Annotated in this window: 21 protein-coding genes; 8 read left to right on the top strand and 13 right to left on the bottom strand. The window is 38.3% G+C overall.

Annotated features, from left to right (window positions below; genetic code table 11):
* Window positions 1-32 precede the first annotated feature (32 nt).
* Window positions 33-806 carry an IclR family transcriptional regulator gene (locus tag F959_RS00655; protein ID WP_004876458.1) on the top strand — a complete coding sequence of 258 codons (774 nt, stop codon included), beginning with the start codon at window positions 33-35 and terminating at the stop codon, window positions 804-806.
* A gap of 207 nt (window positions 807-1,013) precedes the next feature.
* On the opposite strand, the gene F959_RS00650 is transcribed toward F959_RS00655, so the two are convergent.
* The 8 genes from F959_RS00650 to F959_RS00615 all read right to left on the bottom strand — a co-directional run bounded on the left by F959_RS00650 (window position 1,014) and on the right by F959_RS00615 (window position 9,398).
* Window positions 1,014-2,174, bottom strand: a complete 1,161-nt coding sequence (locus tag F959_RS00650; RefSeq protein WP_004876455.1) for a hypothetical protein — start codon at window positions 2,172-2,174, stop codon at window positions 1,014-1,016.
* 116 nt (window positions 2,175-2,290) lie between these two features.
* Entirely contained in the window at window positions 2,291-2,878 is a 588-nt protein-coding gene (gene pgsA / locus F959_RS00645; protein WP_004876453.1) for a CDP-diacylglycerol--glycerol-3-phosphate 3-phosphatidyltransferase, read from the bottom strand.
* A 105-nt stretch (window positions 2,879-2,983) separates the two neighbouring features.
* The gene (locus F959_RS00640; RefSeq protein ID WP_004876452.1) at window positions 2,984-3,781 is read right to left on the bottom strand and encodes a thioesterase family protein; all 798 of its coding nucleotides are present in this window, start codon (window positions 3,779-3,781) and stop codon (window positions 2,984-2,986) included.
* 104 nt (window positions 3,782-3,885) lie between these two features.
* A complete protein-coding gene (gene uvrC / locus F959_RS00635; RefSeq protein ID WP_017196806.1) occupies window positions 3,886-5,685 on the bottom strand; it encodes an excinuclease ABC subunit UvrC in 1,800 nt (599 codons plus the stop codon).
* A 108-nt stretch (window positions 5,686-5,793) separates the two neighbouring features.
* On the bottom strand, window positions 5,794-6,657 hold the full coding sequence (locus tag F959_RS00630) for a hypothetical protein (RefSeq protein ID WP_004876450.1): 864 nt from the start codon (window positions 6,655-6,657) through the stop codon (window positions 5,794-5,796).
* Between the two features lie 109 nt (window positions 6,658-6,766).
* Window positions 6,767-7,183 (bottom strand): PH domain-containing protein, encoded by a 417-nt coding sequence (locus F959_RS00625; protein WP_004876449.1) that lies wholly within the window; start codon window positions 7,181-7,183, stop codon window positions 6,767-6,769.
* Window positions 7,184-7,271: 88 nt separating this feature from the next.
* A complete protein-coding gene (gene lpxO / locus F959_RS00620; protein ID WP_004876448.1) occupies window positions 7,272-8,189 on the bottom strand; it encodes a lipid A hydroxylase LpxO in 918 nt (305 codons plus the stop codon).
* Window positions 8,190-8,339: 150 nt separating this feature from the next.
* Complete coding sequence (locus F959_RS00615; protein ID WP_004876447.1) at window positions 8,340-9,398, bottom strand: diguanylate cyclase domain-containing protein; 1,059 nt, start codon at window positions 9,396-9,398, stop codon at window positions 8,340-8,342.
* Window positions 9,399-10,047: 649 nt separating this feature from the next.
* On the opposite strand from F959_RS00615, the gene fadB reads away from it, so the two are divergent.
* Both fadB and fadA read left to right on the top strand, forming a co-directional pair.
* On the top strand, window positions 10,048-12,201 hold the full coding sequence (fadB, locus tag F959_RS00610; protein WP_004876445.1) for a fatty acid oxidation complex subunit alpha FadB: 2,154 nt from the start codon (window positions 10,048-10,050) through the stop codon (window positions 12,199-12,201).
* A 12-nt stretch (window positions 12,202-12,213) separates the two neighbouring features.
* Window positions 12,214-13,386: an acetyl-CoA C-acyltransferase FadA gene (gene fadA, locus F959_RS00605; protein WP_004876444.1), complete on the top strand. Its 1,173-nt coding sequence runs from the start codon at window positions 12,214-12,216 to the stop codon at window positions 13,384-13,386.
* A 62-nt stretch (window positions 13,387-13,448) separates the two neighbouring features.
* Here the strand turns inward: fadA and F959_RS00600 are convergent, their stop codons facing one another.
* Window positions 13,449-13,967, bottom strand: coding sequence for a hypothetical protein (locus F959_RS00600; protein WP_004876443.1), 519 nt, complete (start codon window positions 13,965-13,967; stop codon window positions 13,449-13,451).
* Window positions 13,968-14,278: 311 nt separating this feature from the next.
* Between F959_RS00600 and F959_RS00595 the strand changes: the two genes are divergently transcribed.
* Complete coding sequence (locus tag F959_RS00595; protein WP_004876442.1) at window positions 14,279-14,977, top strand: YidX family protein; 699 nt, start codon at window positions 14,279-14,281, stop codon at window positions 14,975-14,977.
* Between the two features lie 55 nt (window positions 14,978-15,032).
* On the opposite strand, the gene F959_RS00590 is transcribed toward F959_RS00595, so the two are convergent.
* Window positions 15,033-15,782 (bottom strand): hypothetical protein, encoded by a 750-nt coding sequence (locus F959_RS00590; RefSeq protein WP_004876440.1) that lies wholly within the window; start codon window positions 15,780-15,782, stop codon window positions 15,033-15,035.
* A 175-nt stretch (window positions 15,783-15,957) separates the two neighbouring features.
* Between F959_RS00590 and F959_RS00585 the strand changes: the two genes are divergently transcribed.
* The 4 genes from F959_RS00585 to F959_RS00565 all read left to right on the top strand — a co-directional run bounded on the left by F959_RS00585 (window position 15,958) and on the right by F959_RS00565 (window position 19,954).
* Complete coding sequence (locus F959_RS00585) at window positions 15,958-16,650, top strand: DsbA family oxidoreductase (protein WP_004876438.1); 693 nt, start codon at window positions 15,958-15,960, stop codon at window positions 16,648-16,650.
* A 383-nt stretch (window positions 16,651-17,033) separates the two neighbouring features.
* The gene (locus F959_RS00580) at window positions 17,034-17,219 is read left to right on the top strand and encodes a hypothetical protein (RefSeq protein ID WP_004876437.1); all 186 of its coding nucleotides are present in this window, start codon (window positions 17,034-17,036) and stop codon (window positions 17,217-17,219) included.
* A gap of 11 nt (window positions 17,220-17,230) precedes the next feature.
* Window positions 17,231-18,646, top strand: coding sequence for a hypothetical protein (locus tag F959_RS00575; RefSeq protein WP_004876434.1), 1,416 nt, complete (start codon window positions 17,231-17,233; stop codon window positions 18,644-18,646).
* A 177-nt stretch (window positions 18,647-18,823) separates the two neighbouring features.
* Entirely contained in the window at window positions 18,824-19,954 is a 1,131-nt protein-coding gene (locus F959_RS00565; RefSeq protein ID WP_004876432.1) for a hypothetical protein, read from the top strand.
* An 82-nt stretch (window positions 19,955-20,036) separates the two neighbouring features.
* Here the strand turns inward: F959_RS00565 and htpG are convergent, their stop codons facing one another.
* From htpG to F959_RS00550, 3 genes are all read right to left on the bottom strand, one after another.
* Window positions 20,037-21,956, bottom strand: coding sequence for a molecular chaperone HtpG (gene htpG, locus F959_RS00560; RefSeq protein ID WP_004876430.1), 1,920 nt, complete (start codon window positions 21,954-21,956; stop codon window positions 20,037-20,039).
* A 112-nt stretch (window positions 21,957-22,068) separates the two neighbouring features.
* On the bottom strand, window positions 22,069-22,422 hold the full coding sequence (locus F959_RS00555) for a lysozyme inhibitor LprI family protein (protein ID WP_004876429.1): 354 nt from the start codon (window positions 22,420-22,422) through the stop codon (window positions 22,069-22,071).
* 128 nt (window positions 22,423-22,550) lie between these two features.
* Window positions 22,551-23,135: an OmpW/AlkL family protein gene (locus tag F959_RS00550; RefSeq protein WP_004876427.1), complete on the bottom strand. Its 585-nt coding sequence runs from the start codon at window positions 23,133-23,135 to the stop codon at window positions 22,551-22,553.
* Between the last annotated feature and the right edge of the window lie 119 nt (window positions 23,136-23,254).

Raw genomic sequence — 23,254 nt, 5'->3', positions numbered from 1 at the left:
TTTCACGTTTTTTTAGGAGTAGACAACCCATCATGGCAATTTCGAGTTTTGGTAAAATTCTCACTGTACTGGATCTCTTTTCAGTGTCACGTCCGATTATCAATGTCGATATCATTTGTGATGAGCTTGGTCTATCCAAACCAACGGCCTATCGTTATCTCAAAGAACTTGTTTCTAGTGATATGTTGAAGCGTATTAGTGGAACTTCTGGTGATTACACTTTAGGGTCTAAGATTGCAGTTTTAGACTATATTTCGCATAGTACTGATCCGCTGGTACAAATCAGCATCCCTTTTATGCGTGATATCGTTGAGCGCACAGAATTATGTTGCTTACTCACTTATTTAAATCATGATTACTGCATTGACCTACATCATGAGACGTTCAAAGAGGCTGAGCTGATCTCTTATGGTCGTGGTTGTCCACGTCCTGTATATGTGGGCGCTTCGCCTAAGATTGTGATCGCACACCTCACCAAACAACGGATACAGGCTTATTACCAACAGTTCACTCAAGAGTTGGCTCAAGTTGGCTTTGCCAATAATTTAGATGAGTTCACTCAACAAATGCGGAAGATAAAAAAACAAGGCTTCTATTTATCACAAGGTGAGATTGACCCTCTTGTTTGTGGTCTCTCCGTACCAATTCGCTTCTCAAACAAAGAAGCACCGATTGCACTCACTTTGGTCGCTTCTAAGAACCGTTTCGATTTTCTAAATATTCAAAAGTTAATTGAAATTTTACAAAGCAATGCAGCGCAAATTGAACATAAGTTTGCAACACTTTCTGAGAACCAAATTAATTAGAATTGAGAATATTAAAAAATATTTACATTTTTCACCGTTGTAAATATCAACATATTCTCATATTATGATTATGTTCTTCAGCATACTCTCCCAAAAGAGCATGACTTTCCTCAGAGAACTAAGCTCATCGTTGTTATGGGCTTTTTTCTTGCCATCTAAAAATAAAAAAGCCTTCTAAAAAGAAGGCCTCAAGATCATAGTTAATATTTAGCACATGATTTTATGAATCAATTTAGCTTCAACTAACATCTGTTCAGTTTGATCAGCATTGATTGACACTAGGTACTTTCCATTGGAGTAATACACTGAATCATCAGCACCAAGCGCATAACTGAGTACCCCTTTCTTCAAAACCTTTTGCTCACCTGATGCAGATTGCTGAACTAATTCCCAATTACGTGGAATCACTCCTGCAAACTTTTCCCCTGCATTTTGATTTTGCTGTAGTGTCTTCTGTGCTTTGATTAGATTACCTTCGACAAATAATTCTTCTTCAGATTTTTGTCTTGCTTTAGCAGGGTTGGCACCTGAGGTCGATTTTAAAGACTCACCAGTATAGCGTTGTGTGAAAAAATCTAACCAGCCAAAAATAGCACGTAAAATTTTAAACGGCGCCATCAAAATATCTTTTATAGAGCTACCACTATAATTTTGACCTTGATATGGTCGTTTCAAATAATATAACTGCCCATTTTTGCCCACCTTTGGTTTATAAAAATCATAACGTGGGTCACTTGCGATTGTTTCAAGTTCCCCTGTTTTCAAATCCAAACGACAAATTTCTTTAGGGCCAATACTTACATTACCCTGATGATCATAGGCAAAACCACAGCTATCGTAATAAACAACATTGGGATTTTCAGGATCAAAACATGGATGCTCATCCTGACAATCCCCCTCGGTAATATATTGAATACGGCTTGAATCTAAACCCAGAACGCATAAATGACGCTCAAAAGCATAACCCTTGCTCGCAGATAAAATTAAGCGTTGATTCTGCGTATCATAATCAAGATGATGAACAATAAACTCATTATTACGCAGTACCAAAGATTCAGGTTGTTCTAGGGCTGCTAATGACTTGATATAAATCGCACAGCCATCCTGCAATCGAGCTGCGTAAATTATCTGCTGTTCATTCGTTAACACCGCATCTACAGGAAAAATATGCGCTAGCTCATCAGGATCATCATAATTGCGCAAGCCCATGAATTGCGCACCTGTACCTGTGGTTTTCCATTGTTTACGTTGCTTAATTTCTTGCAAATTTTTCTTATATTGGCTCACCGCATGACAATCAATACTTTGTGATTGCTGATTTTGCAGTTGATATAATGCTTGATTAGATAAATAAAGTAGAGATGACATTAATTTATTTTCCTGATTCATCATTTTTAGCATTCACATGATCAAATCAGACCAAGTGAATGCTATGATTTTATTAATATTTTAAGTTTCTAATTAAAGTATATCGAGTACAACATTTACGGTTGTTTCAAATACGGCCATGCTGCTTTCATATAAATGAACATCGACCACAGAGTCAAAATTACTGCGGCGTACAATAAAGCATAAGCCCACATTTCCAATGGCTTCCAATTAAGTAAAAACACACTAATTGCAATCATTTGAAATGCTGTTTTGTATTTCCCCACGGTTGATACCGCAACACTGGTACGCGCACCAAGCTCTGCCATCCACTCACGTAAAGCCGATACAGTAATTTCACGAGAAATAATCACGATTGCAGCAAATGCCATCGAAATGGTAGGTTGCCATTGCACCAGTACAATTAACGCCGCTGCGACCATTAACTTATCAGCAACTGGATCTAGAAAACGCCCAAAAGCAGATGTCTGATTAAGGGTTCTTGCGAGATAACCATCAAACCAATCTGTCACTGCTGCAAGCACAAAAATGGCTGTCAGCACCATATGCCGCATCATTCCCCCATGATGCTCAGCAATTCCAATCGCTGGTGGCCAATAGGCAATCACCAAAAAAACAGGAATAAGGGCAATGCGCGCCAAAGTCAAAATATTCGGAATGTTCAGGATTCGCCCTGTGCTCATAAACACCGCCATGTTGTTCGCATCAAATATGCATGTCGCACAAAGGATGTGCCGAGATTGTATCCAACTGTAAGCAACTTTATACGAAATGCTGCGCAGTGTCGACTAGGCAAAGACAGCAACTGTCTGTCGGAGCACCGCAATTAAACGGTTTTGACTATCCCAGACATAGGCATACTCAGTTGAATAACCATGCTCAGCAACTTGTGTCACGACTTTGTATTTGAACCAATCTTGGATTTGATTCGCAATCGGATCAAGATAAGTAATATGCCATGTTAAAGAACTTGCAGGTGCAGGCGTTTTAAACATCGGCAAGACGCCCGGTGGCCATACGTCCATCAATCCAAATAAATCAGCCAAATACATTTCACGGTTTGAATGTTGCAGAGGTGAAAAACGGCTCCAACCACCGAAGTCTGGAACTTTACTCCCTGCCATCGGATAGCTTCCTTCCGCCCAACACAATTCAAACTGTTGTAAGCATTCAGGCATTAATCCTTCTAGATAGACCATTTTTTCGAGCTGATCTGGCAATGGATAATCTGGAACTTGTGGCTGATGATTGACAATAATGCGAGATTCTCGACGGAGACCAAAGCTCGCAACTAAAATACTTTGCACCTCATCGTCTTGCCATAATCGAACTTCTAAGCTGGTAACAGATTTACCTTCTCGAAGAATTTCGGCTGTCAATTTCGCTTGCCCATGCTGTACAGGCCCAACAAAAGTGACATTACAGCTCAATAACTGCTTTTTAGGATCGTTCACTGCACAAATTGCTTTTTGGACCAATAGCCCTGCAACTAAGCCACCAAAAATAGTACGCCCCTGTAGCCATCCCGCGGGGATATCAATCCATTCTTGTTGTTCAATTTGTTGATAGAGAGAAAGCAATGACATTGTTTTTCCTTAACCGTCAAAACATCCTATCTTTGAATGTTTTGGTTGATTTGTGAATGGTCATTAACTTATCAGTCAGTGAATAATTTGGTCAATCGGTCAAATTATTCATGCAAAATTTTATAAATTGTCCTAGCCATGACTTCACCTAAACCCGGCACCAACATCAGTTCTTTTTCAGATGCTTTTAATACACCTTGAATGCCACCAAAATGTGTCAGTAAATCTCGGCGGCGTTTTGGACCCAGTCCAGGAATCGCCTCTAATACGGAACTACTGCGACGTTTATCGCGCTTCGCGCGGTGTTTCGTGATTGCAAAACGGTGCGCCTCATCTCGAACCTGCTGAATCAAATGCAATGCTTTGTGATCTTCAGACAATTGAATTTTAGTGCCATCGGTAAAATGAAGCGTCTCTAAGCCGGGTTTTCGCCCTTCACCTTTTGACACGCCAATCATAAATGCATCTAACTCAAGCTCTTGCATCACATCCATTGCCATATGCAATTGCCCTTTACCGCCATCAATCAGAAGCAAGTCAGGCAACATATTCTTCTTATATCGACGGATCAATGCTTGACGCATCGCGGCATAGTCATCACCACCTGTAATATCTTGAATGGCAAATTGGCGATAATCGCGTTTTCGTGCTCCACCCTGATCGAATACAACACAGGAAGCTATTGGTGCTTCACCCATAGTATGGCTAATATCAAAACACTCGATTCGATCAATCGGTCTTCCAACCACTTGCTCAAGCTGATGAAAACGCTCATTTAACTCTAAGTGATTACTAAGTTTGCCTTTGATTGCATGCTGAACATTCATTTGCGCTAGCTCTTGCCACTCAGCTCGAGTCTCACGCACTTTATGCTTAATTTGGACTTTTTTATTAAAGGTTTGTTGTAGTGCTTCTTCTAATTGGACTCGATCAGGCACTTCAACATTCACAATCAACTCAGTCGGAACTTCATCTGCAACCTGAAAATAAAAATTTGCAATAAAGTCGCTTAACATCTGTCCTAAATCATCACCCAACATATCTGGAAAATAGCTCTTACCGCCTAACATCCGCCCATTACGGACATACATAATTTGCACGCAAGTCACGCCAGCCTGATAAGCGATTGCTAAAATATCGGCTTCACCTTTAATTTTAAATACAGCTTGCTGTGCCTGTACCTCGCGTAACAATGCGAGACGATCACGATAAAAAACGGCTTTCTCAAATTCTAGCTCTGCGGCAGCCTGCTCCATTTTCCCAATCAATTCTTGATTCAACTCTTTTGTATCACCTTGCAGAAAGCGGATTGAGTTATCGACATCCTCTTTGTACTCTTCAGGACTAATCAACCCAACACAAGGGGCAGTACAACGTTTGATTTGATACTGAAGACATGGTCGTTTTCGTTGTGAGAAATAGCTATTTTCACACTGTCTGACATTAAATAGCTTTTGTAAAACCAGCAAGGTATCTCTTGCACTATATGCACTTGGATAAGGACCAAAGAACTTACCAATTTGATGTTTGCCCTTACCACGTCCACTGGCAATTCGTGGAAAAGGTTTATCGGCTGAGACAAAGATATATACATAGGACTTATCATCCCGCAACATAATGTTATACGGCGGGCGATGTAGTTTAATTAGGTTTTGTTCAAGTAATAAGGCTTCGGTTTCAGAACGAACCACCAGCGATTCAATATCATAAATTCGAGCAACCAATGCTTGTGTTTTAGGGTGCTCAATGGTTTTTACAAAATAGCTCGAAACACGATTTTTTAAATTTTTTGCCTTGCCAACATACAATAGCTCGCCATCCTTGCCTAGCATTTTATAAACGCCGGGCAATTGGGTCATATGAGCAAGTATTTTTTCAATGTGTTCACGAGCGTTTGAGTTCACAGCAGACTTTCATTATCAGTAATGCTTTTGATGATGTAGCCTGAATAGATGAATTTCAAGTCAATTGAGTTGAAATCCATCGATTGAATCACTCAAGACATGGTCAAATCAAAGAACTTTACTTAACACTCTATCAACACTCTTGAAGGCCGATTCATTAAAGAAATCACATGCCAGTTCATTTGCTGGTGATACAGCATTCACTTCTCTTGTATTGTGATAAAAACCCCAATACTCCCGAGATTGATGGCGAATTCGGGTATCAGCTAAATTCATCTCAGTATTCGGTTGAAATGCTGTCCACGCGGCATTTTGCCAAATTCCTTGATTTTGAATATTACTATTGGTACTGACATGCGACAGATTTTGAGTTGGATAAGATTCAATATAATCTTGAGTACTCAACTGAACTTGTTTTTGCCAACACGTTGCACCTGATGGGAACTTATCTTGAGTCGATAATAACAAGGCCTGAATAATTTGTAAGGTTGCATCACTAATCAAAGATGAAGCTGATGCTTGAGTTAAAAAGTAACTCACATAGTTAGAAACATCTAAACCAGATAAATCAATTTTCTTTAGTTGATAGGTCAATTTAAAACTTGTTCTTTGCTCTAAATTACTAGGTTCATATTCCAACACAGTATCACTAAATATTGCTTTACGACCCACAATATAAGCAGCATTTGTATTCTGTGGTGGAAATATCGTTGATATTCCATTGTTGGTTATAAAATTACGCAGTGCTTCAGTCTGTAACTTCGGTGTTTCTGTATAACTAATTAAAAGATCATTATTTTTATCAACTTGATATGATTTTTTAGTGAGTTTATTTGAGGTGTTTGCCGTCGCAATATCATAACTATAAAAGGCTTTATTCTTTGGATCAACAGTTCCATAGATATCATCATTTTCATCGCTACAAGCAACTAAGCTTAAAAGACTTAAACTAATCAATAATTGTTTTTTCATTATGTTTTCTCGTGGTTAAAATGAATTAAATACCATCAAAATTATACCACTTGATATAATTAAAAATATAAAAATTATTAGAGATACAGCAAAATGAACAGCCTGATAATTACTTAGTCAAATCGTGTTCTAATGCAAGACAGAAAGCTTTTTGATCTTTAGGTGAAACCAAAATATGTGTCACATTGCCATTTTTTGCATAATCAATGCGTAAACGATCTAAAGACAAAGCAGGCGAAGAAATTAAATGATTCGATGCACTTATTTTTATAATATCAGCCTTATTTATTTTCCATTTAAATAGCATTGAATGAATGATTAAATCATTCTCTGTCACGATATAACGTGTATTGAAGATCGGCCACCAAAGCAAAACTATCGTGAATAAGTAAACAGCAGCATGTTCAGGATATTCTTGCATTGTTCCTTTCACATACATCGTCCATAAAAATTGCAATAATAGGCCTGTTGTTGCGATCACCACGCCCCAGAACCACCAATCTATTTTTGAACGAAAGGTTTGCATATTTTTTCCTATGCTTAATTTTAGAAATTAAAAATATTTTATAAACAAAGTATAAAAAACGCCCTTCAAGGGCGCCTTATATTTTCACTTATTTAAACACATAAGGTCTTATAAAAATAAGGAAAAATAATCCCAGCATAATGAACCACTTCAAAAAGTAATAAAGCTGACGGTTCGATTTCTTTAATGCTTTCGCTTTAATACGAATCTGATAAACATAACCAAAGACTTTGTTTAGACCACCTGTTTGATCACCTGCTTCATTCGGAGAACTCGCAGCGGTCATCACGCTTTTGCCAAACCAGTGATTAAATTTTTCCATCAAACGTGTTTTTAAAGGACGTTCCACATCAGCGAAAAAGATAATACGATTTTGATCAGTCTTATTTTCAGCATAATGAATATAAGTCTCATCAAAGACCACACTTTCACCATCACGCCATGAATAACGCTCACCATCCACATCAATAAAGCAACGATCATCATTGGGTGTAATCAAACCCAAGTGATAACGTAATGAGCCTGCATAAGGGTCACGATGACGAACCAAACGGCTATCAGGTGCAAGCTCAGTAAACATAGCTGCTTTAATTGTTGGGAGTGTTTTCAATAAAGCCGTTGTTTTAGGGCAGAGTTCAGCCGCAGATGGATGAGCCGAGTCATACCATTTCAAATAGAAACGCTTCCAACCTGTTTTAAAGAACGAGTTGAAACCTAAGTCATCGTAAGTACTTGAGGCTTTAATTCCTCCTTTTTCATACAATGCTTTTGCTTCGTCTCGAATCATTTCCCAATTTTCATCTAGAACTTTTAAGTCCTTAAAATGTTGAGTATCAATATAAGGCTGATTCGGCACTTTTGAGAACATGTACATCAAGAAATTGATCGGCGCTAAAATCGTTGAATGGTCAAAGAATTGACGATAAAACGAGTGCTTCACTTTACCACGACGCTGAATATAAAGCGCTGATATGATAAAGATCGCTAATATGATCCATTTAATCATTGAAATCGGCACAAAAAAATTAATCGCCAAATTTTAACACCATCGCCTATAATTTCTATACGCTTTTGATAAATTCCCTCTTACCGCAAACACATCAAAATATTAAGCATTAAATATCAAAATCTTATGATATAAAAACTTATCTGCTTTTTAACTTTTCACCTTTAATTGTTTCTTAGCTTGGTACATACGAGCATCTGCTTCATGAAGCAAAGCTGCTGCTTCAAGATAGCCCTCAACATGATCTGTTTGTTTTATGCCAATACTCAGGGTAATGGTGGGTTCAATTTGCTGAATATATTGCAATAATCGCGGAACAAAACTTTCTGTCGCTTGTAATTCGGTACAACGAGGAAAAATAATACAAAACTCATCTCCTCCACACCGAAAGCAATGATCATCCAACCGCGCAACAAAGCGTATTCCATCGGCAACAATTTTTAGAATTTGATCTCCGCGTGGATGCCCAAAACTATCATTTATCACTTTAAAATCATTGATATCAATAAAAACAACTGTAACAGGTTCAAGCGCATGTTCTGCTGCACAAATCGTTGCATTCAAAATGCTATTGAGGTGTCTTACATTTAATAAACCCGTCAATGCATCCGTTTGAGACAATGCCTCCATTTGTTGCGCGCGATCTTCTAAAACATTGGCATATTGTTCAATTTTTTCTTTTGATGTTTTTAATTCACTGACGAGACTCCATACATAAGTTTCGACCACCAGTGAAATATCAAACATAAATAGTTTTTCCAGCGTACAACTCACCTCATGAAATTGTTCAGTATCACCCAATTGCTCATAGACCAAAGACATCAAACGCGTTTTTAAATGATAAATCGCTGATAAATATAATTTAGGTTCAACACCAATTCGCTTATGAACCAAACCGATCCTTAAACGATTATTGACATAATTTGCATCGTAACTTCCTGAAAATAATTCAGTGACATATTGTCGTTGTGCTCGCTGCAATCGGGACAAGGTATCAACATCACCAATTAATGTCGCGATTTCAACCACTGACGTTTGTTGCTGATAAAACTCGATGACCACTTGATCGAGCAAAGGTTCCAACATAATTCCAAGCTGTACGAGACTAATTAACTCTTTATTGGTCAATGAAAGTAATGATTTTCGATACTCTATTTCCTCACTGGAAATATGCATTTGTTTCATCAATGTTTGATCTGTTGGTTTCATCCGTATCCACCCTTGCTCAAACTGATTGAATGTGTCTTCGACTTCATCTATAAATCAAGTCAGACGACATTAAAAAGTGATTGAGCCTTCAAAACATTTGTAGTTACCACACCAAGGCCACAAGCATTTTCACAATCCCTTTAAAAATGGATATAACTAACAATTTTTGTCAGTCTAAAAATCCATTTTCCAACTCAAAAAACAACTTAAAAATACAAATCAAAAACTTAAAATAAAAATTGAGCGCTACACATCATTAATAAGCAACAAATAAGCCAACTACATCAAAAAACATATCGTAAAGTGATGAAATAAACAGAGTTTCTAAAAGTTTAATGACTGACAAGACAATCTCAGGCTCGTTTTGAGCTATATTTTCATTTACAAGGCCTAAACACACCATAAATGACCACCGACAATAAAACATTAATTATTGTTTTTTATAAAAATTCTAAAAAATAATAATCAAGTAGTTCTGATAAATCTTAGTCTAAAAAGAATAGATGACCCTAGCGTCACGGCTTGATACAACTTGTTATGTCCTTTTTGGATATAGTTATCGTAAGATTAGCGAAGCATTTTGTGCACTTAATTGCACTCAGGCTTTATGACATCAACTCAGAATCCTCCACAACAAGGGAGATCAGGCATGATCCACGCTGGCAATGCCATTACCGTCCAAATGCTTGCGGACGGAATTGCAGAATTCCGCTTTGACTTACAAGGTGAGTCGGTTAATAAATTTAACCGTGCGACCATTGAAGACTTCCAAGCAGCGATTGCTGCAGTTAAAGCCAATAACGATATTAAAGGCTTAGTTGTTACTTCTGGCAAATCAACATTTATCGTTGGTGCTGACATTACTGAATTTGGCGACAATTTCGCTGCTGGTGAACAAGCAATCATTGATTGGCTTATGCCTGTACACGAAATCTTCAACAGTTTTGAAGATTTAGATATCCCTAAAGTAGCTGCGATCAATGGCATGGCACTTGGCGGTGGCTTTGAAATGTGCTTAGTGTGTGACTACCGTGTCATGTCTGAGCAAGCTCAAGTTGGCTTACCAGAAATCAAATTGGGTATCTATCCTGGTTTTGGTGGTAGCGTACGTTTAAGCCGTGTCATCGGTATCGACAATGCCGTTGAATGGATGGCAATGGCGAATCCTAAGAAGCCAGCTGCTGCACTTAAAGATGGTGCTGTAGATGCAGTTGTTGCTGCTGACAAACTCCAAGAAGCTGCTGTTGACTTAGTTAAACAAGCACTTGCTGGTCGTTTGAACTGGAAAGCAAAGCGTCAAGAAAAATTAGACGCAATCAAATTGAACCCACTTGAACAAATGATGGCGTTCAATACTGCGAAAGGTGCAGTTCTTGCTAAAGCAAATCCTGCGCAGTACCCTGCTCCAAAATTATTACTTGATTCTTTACAAGCAGGCGCAAGCTCAACACGTGATGATGCATTAAAAGCAGAAGCTCAAGGTTTTGCTAAAGCAGCAATCACACCACAAGCTGGTGCATTAATCGGTTTATTCATCAACGATCAAGTTGTGAAGAAAACTGCGAAAAAATATGAGAAAGGTGCTCATCCTGTAAACCAAGCAGCTGTTTTAGGTGCGGGTATCATGGGTGGTGGTATTGCTTACCAAGCGGCAAGCAAAGGCACTCCAATCATCATGAAAGACATTGGTAACCCACAACTTGCACTCGGTATGAAAGAAGCGAATGGCTTGCTCACTAAGCAAGTTGAACGCAAGAAAATGAAACCAGCGCAAATGGGTGAAACACTTGCTCGCATCCGTCCTACTTTGAGCTACGATGAGTTTAAAGAAGTGGATATCGTGATCGAAGCGGTAACTGAAAATCCAAAAGTTAAAGAAATCGTACTTGCTGATACTGAAAAACATGTTCGTGAAAACACGATCATTGCCTCTAACACATCTACAATCTCGATTACTCGTTTGGCGAAAGCATTACAACGTCCTGAAAACTTCGTTGGTATGCACTTCTTCAACCCAGTACACATGATGCCATTGGTTGAAGTCATTCGTGGTGAGAAAACTTCTGAAGAAGCAATCGCAACAACTGTTGTTCTTGCTCAGAAAATGGGTAAAACACCAATCGTTGTAAACGACTGCCCAGGCTTCTTAGTAAACCGTGTATTGTTCCCTTACTTCGGTGCATTCGACCTACTTGTTAAAGACGGTGCTGACTTCCAGCAAGTTGATAATGTAATGGCGAAATTTGGCTGGCCGATGGGTCCTGCATACCTGATCGACGTTGTTGGTATCGACACGGGTGTTCATGGTGCAGAAGTGATGGCAGAAGGTTTCCCTGACCGTATGAAGCCTGACTACAAAGGTTCTATCGAAGCAATGTATGAAGCAAAACGTCTTGGTCAAAAGAATGACGTTGGTTTCTACAAATACGTGTTAGATAAGAAAGGTAAGAAAGCGAAAACTGTTGATCCAACAGCATACGAAATCATCGCTCCTTACGTTACTGGTGAAAAACGCGAGTTTGATAACCAAGAAATCATTGATCGTATGATGCTTGCTTTCTGTAACGAAACCGTTCGTTGCTTAGAAGACAACATTGTTGCAACTGCTTCTGAAGCAGATATGGCGATGATCATGGGTGTAGGTTTCCCTCCATTCCGTGGTGGTCCATGCCGTTACATCGACCAAACTGGTGTTGCTGAATACGTTGCGCTTTGCGACAAATATGCACACTTAGGTAAGGCTTATGAAGCGCCACAAATGTTGCGTGACATGGCTGCTAACAACACAAAATTCTACGGTTAAGGAGCGACGTGAATGGCTACTTTAAATCCACGTGACGTTGTGATTGTTGATGGCGTTCGTTCTGCCATGGGCAAATCACGTAACGGTATGTTCCGCAATGTACGTGCCGACAGTTTATCTGCTGAATTAGTACGTGCACTTGTTGCTCGTAACCAGTTTGATACCAATGAAGTTGAAGACGTAATCTGGGGCTGTGTAAACCAAACTTTAGAGCAAGGTATGAACATTGCTCGTAACATTGGTTTATTGGCTGATATTCCAAAGACTGCTGGTGGTCAAACAGTTAACCGTCTTTGTGGTTCTTCTATGCAAGCAATCCATACGGCTGCTGCTCAAATCGCGACGAATCAAGGTGATGTATTCATCATTGGTGGTGTTGAGCATATGGGTCACGTCGGTATGATGCACGGCATCGACCTGAACCCTGAAGCATCTAAACACTATGCAAAAGCATCTAACATGATGGGCTTAACGGCTGAAATGTTAGGTCGCATGAACGGTATCTCTCGTGAAGAGCAAGATGCTTTCGGTGTTGAATCTCACCGTCGTGCTTGGGCTGCAACTCAAGAAGGTCGTTTCAAAAACGAAATCGTTGGCGTAGAAGGTCATGATGCCAATGGCTTCAAAATCCTTTGCGACATCGACGAAGTAATTCGTCCAGATGCAAACCTTGAAGCGTTCCAAGCATTGAAACCAGTTTTCGATCCTAAAGGTGGTTCAGTAACAGCTGCAACTTCATCTGCGCTTTCTGACGGTGCATCTGCAATGTTGCTGATGTCTGCTGAGCGTGCTCAAGCATTGGGTTTAAAACCACGTGCTGTGATTCGTTCAATGGCAATTGCAGGTTGTGATGCTGCGATCATGGGTTACGGTCCAGTTCCAGCAACTCAAAAAGCACTTAAACGTGCTGGTTTGACGATGGCTGACATCCAAACGATTGAGTTAAACGAAGCATTTGCTGCTCAAGGCTTATCAGTAATGAAAGGCTTAGGCGTTTATGACAAACAAGACATCATCAACTTGAATGGTGGTGCGATTGCATTGGGTCACCCATTGGGTTGTTCAGGTGCTCGTATCACAACAACATTGTTGAACGTGATGGAACAACAAGATACACAAATCGGTCTTGCGACTATGTGTATTGGTCTTGGTCAAGGTATCGCGACCATTATCGAACGTGTTTAATCAACACTGAGATAAAAAATCCCCGCTATATGCGGGGATTTTTTATAGCTAGGATAAAATTTTTAACGCGGAAACAATGGACTCGGTGGAGGATTTAATCCATCTCGGATTTGCTGTTGTAATTTCAAAAGATCGCTAAGATCAACTTTCATTGTTCCATTCTGAAAATCAATTGCATTATCCCGATTGATATTCAATGGTTCTAGCATTTTAAAAACACCATTCGTTGGATCTGATGACTGAAAACCGTTTGCCACCGCCAAAATATATTGTTGTAATATCGCTGGAACGTATGACAAATCAGGTTGAGCAGCTTGAGGCTGGTAATTAAGACCTCCAACACTTTCACTCACTTCTTGATTTTGCATATCTAAATTGACTTTATAGAGATGATGTTGAAGGGCTTGTCGTACATTTTTATCTTCTTGATATGGAACAATCCCAACTTCTTCACGTAACTCAGATTCAGCCATGAGACGGATCGTAGGCAGTGAAGCCACTTCATCCTCAGCATAAACAGCAGGTACGCCCATCATAGAAGAAAAAATAAAAATGAGGGCTGATCGTTTTAAAACGTTCATCGCTTACTCCAAAAATCATTCACCATATGCAAACTTCAACCAGCTCAAGATGAATAAATAAAATCTATAAAATTAGGTTACAACAAAGTCGTTATAGATTCAGTATGGGTCTGATAAACGGTAAATATCATTAAAATTTTGTACTAAATAGCAAATTATTCGCCCTTATAAAATATGTGTAATCTTTGTAAAAATCAGCATATTAGTCATAAAACGTCTAGCTTCAACTCATTTTTTTTATTATGGTCTTTTGATTGTTTTATAAATATTCATTTTTTTGATTTTAAAATTCAAATCATTAGGAGTCTTAGATGTTGTTCACTTCAATGAAAATAACAAGTGTGATCGCACTGACAGGGATACTATTATCAGGCTGTGCAACCAAAACGCTCATCACAAAAGATCATAAAACTTATAATCGAACCACCAAAGTTACTTTAGTTGAAGATAATGTTGTTGCCTTTGGTCGCCCTGCCCAACTATCTGCAAATTTACCTAAAGATAGCATTGTGATTGCGGGTCAAAAGAATAGCTATGTCCTCACTCAGGGAGGTGCACAGTTCTTCACTCTTATCAGCAAGCTTGATCCTAAAAATATCCAAATCACGCGAGACCTCAGTTTTTATTCTGAAAAAAATGACGGGCATTTCTCAGGCACACTGCCGCTTTCTTATGTAAAGCTCAAAGAAGATTTAAGCAAAAAAGACTTAGCGTTTTTCATTGAAAATGGTGCGAGAGAATGCTCAAGTTCTAGTGATGAACGTATGCAAGCACAGCGATTCTGTTTTGATCTTAAATTGGCTGGTGTGGTGTATCCTGTTGCTAACAACCTCACTTCACTCAAAGCACTCAGCAAGTCCTATCAAGTTACAATCTACACAAATAAGCAAGAAAGTTACCAATCAAAATCTAGCTTAAATCCTTTTGAGAAGCTGGTGCTGCTACCTTTTGCAGTTGCAATTGATGTCGTTAGCCTACCTTTCCAAGCGGCAGATAAAATTTTCGATTGATGATCATTAAAAAAAGACAATGACTTAAATATCAAATCATTGTCTTTTTAAAAATTTAAAGTTCCTCATCCAAAACTTCAGTATTGTTTTTCTTGATGTTATTCATTTTGGCATTTAGCTTTAAAACATCTTGATATAAAGCATTAAACTTTTTTACTTGCGCTGTTTCTGGGAAAAGAATCATCTTACCTTTTTTCTGCCACTGATCCTTTTTCAATAAATCAAACATCGCCTGTGCTTTTTCAATAATTTGTTGTTCTATAACGAATATATCATCAGCATTTTCTGCATTGATATTGCTTTCAATTTTTGCCAATAATGACGTTTTCATTTCATCGTCAATTGACAACTGTTTTGCCTGTTGCAATGAACTCAATTGAAGTTGTAGACGTTGTTTTTCATATTCAGCGGAAATCTTTGTTACATCAGCAAGCATTTTTTCAGTTTCTGCATAGTCCTGTTTACGATCACGATCCAAACGTTCAACATCCAAAAATGTATCCCAATTTGCAGCTTTTAACTCACGTAAATATTGATTTCGCGCTTCAATATTTTGCATCCAATAAGTCAGCAAAAACTCTGACATTTTCTTATAATCACCTGACAGACGATCATCATGAATATCCAGCTGTACAGGTGTCGACCAATCCTGTGCTTGCATATAAAGAGCACGCATTTTTTCAGACATGACCACATCGAACATTTTTTGATTGTTTAAAACACGCTGCTGTTGGTAATGTTGGTAGAAAAAAAATGAACCGATACACAGCACGACCACACCGATCAAAACTAATACACGGCGCATAAAGCCTCCTCATTTCATTATATTTTTTATGTTTTATCTAAGTTTAATCAAGACAATACTTAGATAGTATATCGTTTTTATTGCAGTGTACGTAACGCTGCATTACATTCACACCGCTTTAAATTCGTGTACACAGTCCCTATTATCTGTTTAATGTTAATTAAAGAGATCAATCATGCGTGTAGATATTTGGTCAGATGTGGTCTGCCCTTTTTGTTATATCGGTAAAAAACGCTTAGAACATGTTGCTGAGGAAGCAGGTATTGAGCTGGAAATCCATTGGCATAGTTTTGAACTTGATCCAAATGCACCCGCAAAACATGACACATCAAATACAGAGCGTTTAGCTAAAAAGTACGGTCGAAGCTACGCTGAAATGGAAGAGATGGAGCGTAATGTTGCAGCAATGGCAGCATCAGAAGGCATCGACTTCCAATGGCAGAAAGCCAATTCAGGTAATAGCTTTAATGCACATCGTATTATTCATCTTGCACAAAGTAAGGGACTAGGAAACGAAGCAAAAGAAGCTTTCTTCCACGCGTATATGACCGAAGGTCTTGCGATTGGAGAACGTGAAGTTGTTGAGGAAATTGCATCACGTATCGGTTTAGACAATGCTGAAGTTGAATATGTATTAGATTCAGATGAACTCGCTGATTTTGTTCGTCATGATGAAAAAATTGCACATGAGCAACTTAAAGTTACTGGCGTGCCATTTTTTGTGTTTGATCAAAAGCTCGCACTTTCGGGGGCGCAACCTCGTGAAGTTTTCTTACAAGCTTTGCAGCAAGCAGAGTCAGATGATCAAAATATTGAACAGACCGATGCTGCACAATGTAATGATGACTCTTGCGAAATCAAACCTTAAATAATTAAACCTACAGATGAGTTTTATCGTTAGATAGAGCTCATTCTTTATAGAACTTAATTTGTTGATTTAAACCAATTATCTTTAAAAAAATACCGCCTATCTCAGCCAAAAAATCCTGTAACAAAGTTCATGAGCTTATTGCTCAACTTTTAGCTAGTTGATTTGTGAACGAAATCACAAGCTGCTTATAAATTTATAGATGTATTTTTACAGTACCATCTAATTATCCGATTCATTCTTTTAAAGTGTTTTTATTTTACCAATAAAACATGATCAACATCTCGATTTAGAATCCTCAAATGAGATTCTCTACCAATTGACGTTCTCTAGATTTTGCCTATATTTCTTCTATAATCGTCATAAAGTGACAATCTTTTGTTATGGAAATGCAAGAGTTACAAGCCTTATTGAGTGGTCAAGTTCAGCCTGAACATATTTGTATAAAACAGCTTGTAGCATTAGCGCATCAGCATACTCTGACGACTACAACTGAATATAAATTGCTCGAAAATGCTGTAAATGTAGTACTGATTCATTATTTAAAACAGGCTCAAGCCTATCTCTAAGGAAACAGGCAATGGACGTATTAGAGAAAGCACTATTGGTTGACGAGCTCAAACATTTGATCGTTGGCCTCAATGATAATAAAGCTTCACTTTTTGAAATTGCAAAATCGAAACAACGAATCAAAGATATCTGTGCGTCATGCAATGACCCACTGTTTCAGGATGAACTAACGGCTTTTAAAGAATTTATGCAACAAGAAGAATTTTCAAAACAAGATTTGGAAGATTATGGTTTCTCAATGACCTATCGAGGAACCTATAATTTTATGGGAAAAGTTGAAAGTGCCTTATTTGCTTCAGCAGATATGGGTTGGGCTGCTCTACGTCAATCACAGCATTGGCAAATATGGGTCATTCGTCCATCATTATCATTCTTAAAAAGTCCATGGATGACCTCAACTCAAGAAGCGCTTGAATGGTTAAAAAAGCATAGTCGTGAATTTATTCGAACTGATGAGGAATTAAAAACCATCATTCCAGTTTTAGAAGCTCACAACGAAATGCCGACAACGCTTTCTGCTCAAGAACAACTCTCATTATTACGTAAAGAAACTGCAAACTTTGAGTCACAACTCGAAGCGATTATTCAAGAAAAAATTCAACCTGTAACGCCTTCGAGTAATTCAAGTACAGTCACGGCAACACGTCCTAGACCAAGCTTTAGACAAAACTCACCTTCTGTTGCAAATATTAATAAAGCGAAGCCTGTTGCACTCAAAGATTTTAATTTAGATGGCTTATTATGCCGCCTAGAGCGCGTAGATCCTAAATTATACCCATCCTTGTATCGTGTAGAGCTACATGATGAAATTAATCAAAATATCAAAATTGATTGGCTCTATTTAAAAGCAGAAAATGATGAGCAACCGCACTGGGGAACCGCTCAAATTTTCATTGCGGAACAACTTTACGAACAAGGTCAGTTTTCACATTATGTGGTTCTAATTGGTACGCATAGTGTCGACTATGCGATTACAGTGCTACAAGCATATACAGACCAACGTCATACTAGAACAAGCTCAATTCATCAAACCACTTGGACGACATTTAAAAAGTTTTATCACCAGCATGAAACACTTTTTAATGAATGCATTATGAACGGTGCACAAGTTTGGCAACGAAATGAAGAAGCGTACCCATATATTCCAGTATCATTTATTAACACGAAAAAGTTTATTCCTTTTGAGGAAACAGCAGCGAACTTTTTAACTCCTGTTATTTTACTCAAAGAGCATCAAAAGATTCGTGTCATCCATGGTGCAGAACGGATTAAGTTATCTGCCGAAGATCAAGCTTATCCTTACCTATTGCTTGATCGTACTGATGGCTATACATGGCAATTAATTCGTCAAGTGATTAGCAGCCTTGCTCAACCTATTTCCGTCAATGATTTATATCAAGCTTTAGAAAATTCAGATCTATCATGATCTACTTAATATAATACGTAAGTCATCATCAAAATTTTGCTGATGACTTTTCTTTTTTGGCGAATACATTTTTCTTGTAAACCCAAATGAATGAATTGCTGCTTTTTGTGTCTTGGTATTGATTTTATTGATGAAATAATCAAAATTGATACTAAGAACAATATAAAAGTTTTCATTATGAATATTTTCCAAAAAACGGTACCTGCTCATCTTTTTTACAGCATTTTGGCACTTTCGCTTGGGTCAATTAATGTGACTTACGCTGCTGATGAAACCACTCCTGATTCGCAAAATGATACTCAAGAGACGCAGAATAAAAGCTCTGAAAGCGTTCTGAACTATATTCCCAAATGGGTTGATGCAACCCCAACGATACTCCCTGAACAATCTAATCAACCTAATGTACCGCCAATGTCTGAGACTGAGGAGAAAACTTGGGTAGATCGAAAACAGCGAGATATTCGCAATTGGGCAGATCGCACTTCTGTGAAAATTGATGATTGGTTTGGCGATGTTGATCCTGACAAACCTGCTTCTGCAACGATTCGTTTTATGTTGGATAACTATTGGAACGAATATGATGGATATGAAGTCAAACCTCGTATTCGAGGAAAAATTAAGCTTCCCACATTAGAGAAAAGATTTAGCTTAGTCTTCGGTGATGATTCACTAGATGATGAATTTGATAATAATATTGCCAATACTAACACCCAACCAAATCAGGACCCAGACAAAAAATTTGATTCAAAACAAACACGTGATAACAATGGATCCATTGCATTACGCTGGTCGAACTTTTCGAAAAAACTTCCGTTTGAAACAGATGCAGATATCGGTATACGTTCAGGGGATGACATTTACTTACGCTTACGCGCGAAAAAATATTGGGATTTAGAAAATGATTTCCGTTTTAATGCTGAGCAAATCTATCGCTATGGCAGCCAAAGCGAAAACTATCTTAGAACCAATTTAGAACTCATCCATGCTCGTCCGAATGAACCCTTTTTATCAGATCAACTCAGCCTCACCTATGCAGATGATCAAGATGATGACTTACGATGGGATAACCGAATATTTCGTCAGCACCAATTCTTTGCCAACAACAAATTTAACTATGGTATCTATACAGGTGGTTATTACAACAATAATGACCTGCGCTTAAACAGTTGGGGGCCTTTTGTTTCTTGGAGACAACCGCTTTGGCGTGAATGGTTTTTTGTTCAAGGCGATTTAAATTATTTCAATGATCACCGAGAAGATCGGAATCATTATGTGAGTACATTTGTCCGCTTAGAAACATTGTTCTGATGAAATAAGCAACGAAACTGTGGATAACTTTACATTTATCCATAAGAAAAACCTCTGACGAATCAGAGGTTTTTTTAATCATTTATTTCATCAATAAACTATTAATGCGCTTCACATAAGCTGCAGGATCTTCGGGCAAACCACCTTCTGCAATCACAGCTTGATCAAAAATCACATTTGCAAGATCATCAAACTGCGCAGAGCTTTCCAATTTTTTCACCAGTGGATGCTCTGGGTTGATTTCCAAAGTCGGTTTAATTTCTGGTACCGCCTGACCAGCTTGCTTCAGCATACGGATTAGTTGTGGCGATAACTCACCTTCACTCGTAACCAAACACGCTGGTGAATCAACTAATCGCGTGGTTACACGTACTTCTTTGGTTTTATCTTTCAATGAAGTGGTTAAACGATCAACAACAGGTTTGAATTGCTCAGCAGCTTCTTCAAGTGCTTTTTTCTCATCAGCATCTTGTAAGTCTCCCAAATCAACCGCACCTTTTGACACGTTTTGTAATGGCGTACCGTCAAATTCATTGACAAAATTCATTGCCCATTCATCAACTCGGTCTGCCATTAAAAGCACTTCAATACCTTTTTTCTTGAATAGTTCAAGTTGTGGTGAGTTCTTCGCAGCAGTTAGACTATCAGCAGTCACATAATAGATTGCTTTTTGCCCTTCTTTCATGCGCGCTTTATATTCAGCAAAAGATGTGGTGATCTCATCATTGGTAGATGTTGCATAACGTAATAATTTTAAAATACGTTCACGATTACCAAAGTCTTCACCTAGGCCTTCTTTCAACACTGAACCAAATTCACTATAGAACGTTTTGAATTTCTCTTGGTCTTTTTCATCTTCCGATTTAGCTAAACCATCAATCAAGGTTAAAACACGGCGTGCATTTCCTTCACGAATCGTTTTAACATCACGGCTCTCTTGTAGCAATTCACGGCTCACGTTCAGCGGTAAGTCAGCGCTATCCACGACACCCTGTACAAAGCGTAAATAGTTTGGAATGAGGTTATCTGCTTCATCCATGATGAAGACACGCTTCACATAGAGCTTAATGCCTGCTTTCGCCTCACGAGTAAACAAATCTTGTTTCGCTTGGCTTGGAATATAAAGCAATTGAGTATATTCAGTACTACCTTCAACACGATTATGCGCCCACGCCAAAGGCTCAGCAAAATCATGGCTTAAATTCTTGTAGAACTCGATATATTGCTCATCAGTGATTTCATTTTTACTGCGTGTCCACAACGCACTCGCAGAGTTAATCGCTTCCCATTCGTCAGTCTTGACCATTTGGCCGCCTTTAGGTTCTTCACCCTCAGCAACCTCTTCCTCTTGCCAAACTTCTTTTTGCATTTCAATTGGCAAGCTAATATGGTCAGAATATTTATTAATGATCTGCTTCACTTTCCACGATTCTAGATACTCAAGCGCATCATCGCGTAAATGGAGGATGATATCTGTTCCACGTGTGGTTTTATCAATCGTTTGGACTTCAAACTCACCAGTTCCACCACTAATCCAACGTACACCTTCAGCCGCATCTGCACCCGCACGACGAGATTCAACAGTGATTTTGTCAGCAACAATAAAACCAGAATAAAAACCTACACCAAACTGACCAATCAATTGTGCATCTGCTTTTTGATCACCTGTTAATTTCGACATAAAGTCTTTGGTGCCTGATTTTGCAATTGTTCCAAGGTTATCAATCGCTTCTTGCTGGCTTAAACCAATCCCATTATCTGAAATGGTGAGTGTTTTATTGTCTTTATCTAGCGTTACCCGTACATGCAAATCAGGATCATTTTCATAATATTCAGGATGATTAATTCCTTCAAAACGTAATTTGTCACATGCATCAGAGGCATTTGAGATTAATTCACGTAAGAAAATTTCAGGGTTTGAATAGAGAGAATGCGTCACTAAATGCAATAACTGAGCAACTTCAGCTTGGAAACTATAATTTTGTGATGCTTGTTCACTCATAAATCACTCCTTATTTTGAGACTTATCAAATTAGAATGATTTATGAATGGTGTATCTCTACGATTTTTCAATCCTTGTTTGCTTATTTTTTAACATTTAACAATCGAATCAATCAAAAAGGACCATGACTTAGTACGCGTTCCTGTAACAACAGATCTAATTGTTGCTGACGCTGTTGATAAGCTCTTTGAATACATTGAGTATTCGAACCACAAGCATTTCTTTGCTTTAACCATTTAAATTGCTGATCTTTTTCTGCATCACGTCCGCCCATTGGTAAAGCATGTAAAACAATCTGATAGGTCGTCGCAAGTCGAACATCTGCATCATTTAAAACGAGCGTATAGCAGATTTTCTGTTCGGCTTTTAATTTTGCAGCCTTACACGAAAAGCTGGCAGCATGCGTATTTGACATCAATAAACTAGAAACCAAGAGTGTGGCTGAATAAATGACTTTTTGTCGCATCACTTTTCCCTGAATGACTTTTCATTCTTTTCAGCATACAAAACGAAATGAAGATTCCTTGTTTCTTTTTATATTTAAATTGAAAAAAACCTCACGTTTCGTGAGGTTTCTTTAAGGTTAGGTTGAGCTTAGAATTTGTAGCTATAACCTAGTGTGTAAACGACTGGATTAAGATCTAAATCAAATTTAGTCCCATCTACAAGCTTCACTTCAGGACTGATATCCGCATAACGAACATCCATATATACGCCCCAATTTTTCGCATCTGCTGGCTGGAAGTTGAAACCAAGCTGACCAGCAAAACCGTAGGTATTTTTCACATCATCGGCTACGCCTTTCTCATGCCATGCAATAAAAGCCGTACCACCTACACCAATATAAGGTGTAAAACGAGTTGAGTTTTTGAAGTTATATTTTGCTGTAATTGTTGGTGGTAACTGACGAACACTAGCAACTTTATCACCATTTAAAAGTACATCATGGTTGATTGGATTAGCTAATAATAGCTCAGCAGAAAAAGGAGTATCTCCGAAGAAATATTCAACAGATGGCGTAAATGCAAACTCGTGATCCCCTTTCACAGTTGCACCTGGAGCAAGTGTAGTATCCGCTGTTGGATCAATTAAACTTGCACCGACCTTAACTTGAAAACCACCTGCAAAAGCAGTTGAAGATAATCCCAGCAAAGCAATAACGAGCGCTTTCTTTAACATTTAAACAACCTCATTAACAAATTATTGATCTTGTGCATAATAATAGACATGTATTTTTACATTATGCAATACACATAAATTCCGACCATTTTATTTATTTTTATAAAATATTGAATAAT

This window comes from Acinetobacter venetianus RAG-1 = CIP 110063 (assembly GCF_000368585.1).
In the GTDB taxonomy this organism is placed as follows: domain Bacteria; phylum Pseudomonadota; class Gammaproteobacteria; order Pseudomonadales; family Moraxellaceae; genus Acinetobacter; species Acinetobacter venetianus.
The sequence above is the reverse complement of the archived record's forward strand: the minus strand, read 5'-3'. Positions and strand labels throughout refer to the sequence as shown.

Excerpts from the sequence above, each read along its gene's own strand:
- F959_RS00650 (WP_004876455.1), bottom strand. The coding sequence starts at position 2,174 with ATGTCATCTCTACTTTATTTATCTAATCAAGCATTATATCAACTGCAA.
- F959_RS00655 (WP_004876458.1), top strand. The coding sequence starts at position 33 with ATGGCAATTTCGAGTTTTGGTAAAATTCTCACTGTACTGGATCTCTTT.
- F959_RS00585 (WP_004876438.1), top strand. The coding sequence starts at position 15,958 with ATGCGTGTAGATATTTGGTCAGATGTGGTCTGCCCTTTTTGTTATATC.
- F959_RS00555 (WP_004876429.1), bottom strand. The coding sequence starts at position 22,422 with ATGCGACAAAAAGTCATTTATTCAGCCACACTCTTGGTTTCTAGTTTA.
- F959_RS00580 (WP_004876437.1), top strand. The coding sequence starts at position 17,034 with ATGGAAATGCAAGAGTTACAAGCCTTATTGAGTGGTCAAGTTCAGCCT.
- fadA (WP_004876444.1), top strand. The coding sequence starts at position 12,214 with ATGGCTACTTTAAATCCACGTGACGTTGTGATTGTTGATGGCGTTCGT.
- F959_RS00590 (WP_004876440.1), bottom strand. The coding sequence starts at position 15,782 with ATGCGCCGTGTATTAGTTTTGATCGGTGTGGTCGTGCTGTGTATCGGT.
- F959_RS00575 (WP_004876434.1), top strand. The coding sequence starts at position 17,231 with ATGGACGTATTAGAGAAAGCACTATTGGTTGACGAGCTCAAACATTTG.
- F959_RS00595 (WP_004876442.1), top strand. The coding sequence starts at position 14,279 with ATGTTGTTCACTTCAATGAAAATAACAAGTGTGATCGCACTGACAGGG.
- fadB (WP_004876445.1), top strand. The coding sequence starts at position 10,048 with ATGATCCACGCTGGCAATGCCATTACCGTCCAAATGCTTGCGGACGGA.
- F959_RS00600 (WP_004876443.1), bottom strand. The coding sequence starts at position 13,967 with ATGAACGTTTTAAAACGATCAGCCCTCATTTTTATTTTTTCTTCTATG.
- F959_RS00640 (WP_004876452.1), bottom strand. The coding sequence starts at position 3,781 with ATGTCATTGCTTTCTCTCTATCAACAAATTGAACAACAAGAATGGATT.
- F959_RS00550 (WP_004876427.1), bottom strand. The coding sequence starts at position 23,135 with ATGTTAAAGAAAGCGCTCGTTATTGCTTTGCTGGGATTATCTTCAACT.
- F959_RS00625 (WP_004876449.1), bottom strand. The coding sequence starts at position 7,183 with ATGCAAACCTTTCGTTCAAAAATAGATTGGTGGTTCTGGGGCGTGGTG.
- pgsA (WP_004876453.1), bottom strand. The coding sequence starts at position 2,878 with ATGAGCACAGGGCGAATCCTGAACATTCCGAATATTTTGACTTTGGCG.
- F959_RS00615 (WP_004876447.1), bottom strand. The coding sequence starts at position 9,398 with ATGAAACCAACAGATCAAACATTGATGAAACAAATGCATATTTCCAGT.
- htpG (WP_004876430.1), bottom strand. The coding sequence starts at position 21,956 with ATGAGTGAACAAGCATCACAAAATTATAGTTTCCAAGCTGAAGTTGCT.
- F959_RS00630 (WP_004876450.1), bottom strand. The coding sequence starts at position 6,657 with ATGAAAAAACAATTATTGATTAGTTTAAGTCTTTTAAGCTTAGTTGCT.
- lpxO (WP_004876448.1), bottom strand. The coding sequence starts at position 8,189 with ATGATTAAATGGATCATATTAGCGATCTTTATCATATCAGCGCTTTAT.
- F959_RS00565 (WP_004876432.1), top strand. The coding sequence starts at position 18,824 with ATGAATATTTTCCAAAAAACGGTACCTGCTCATCTTTTTTACAGCATT.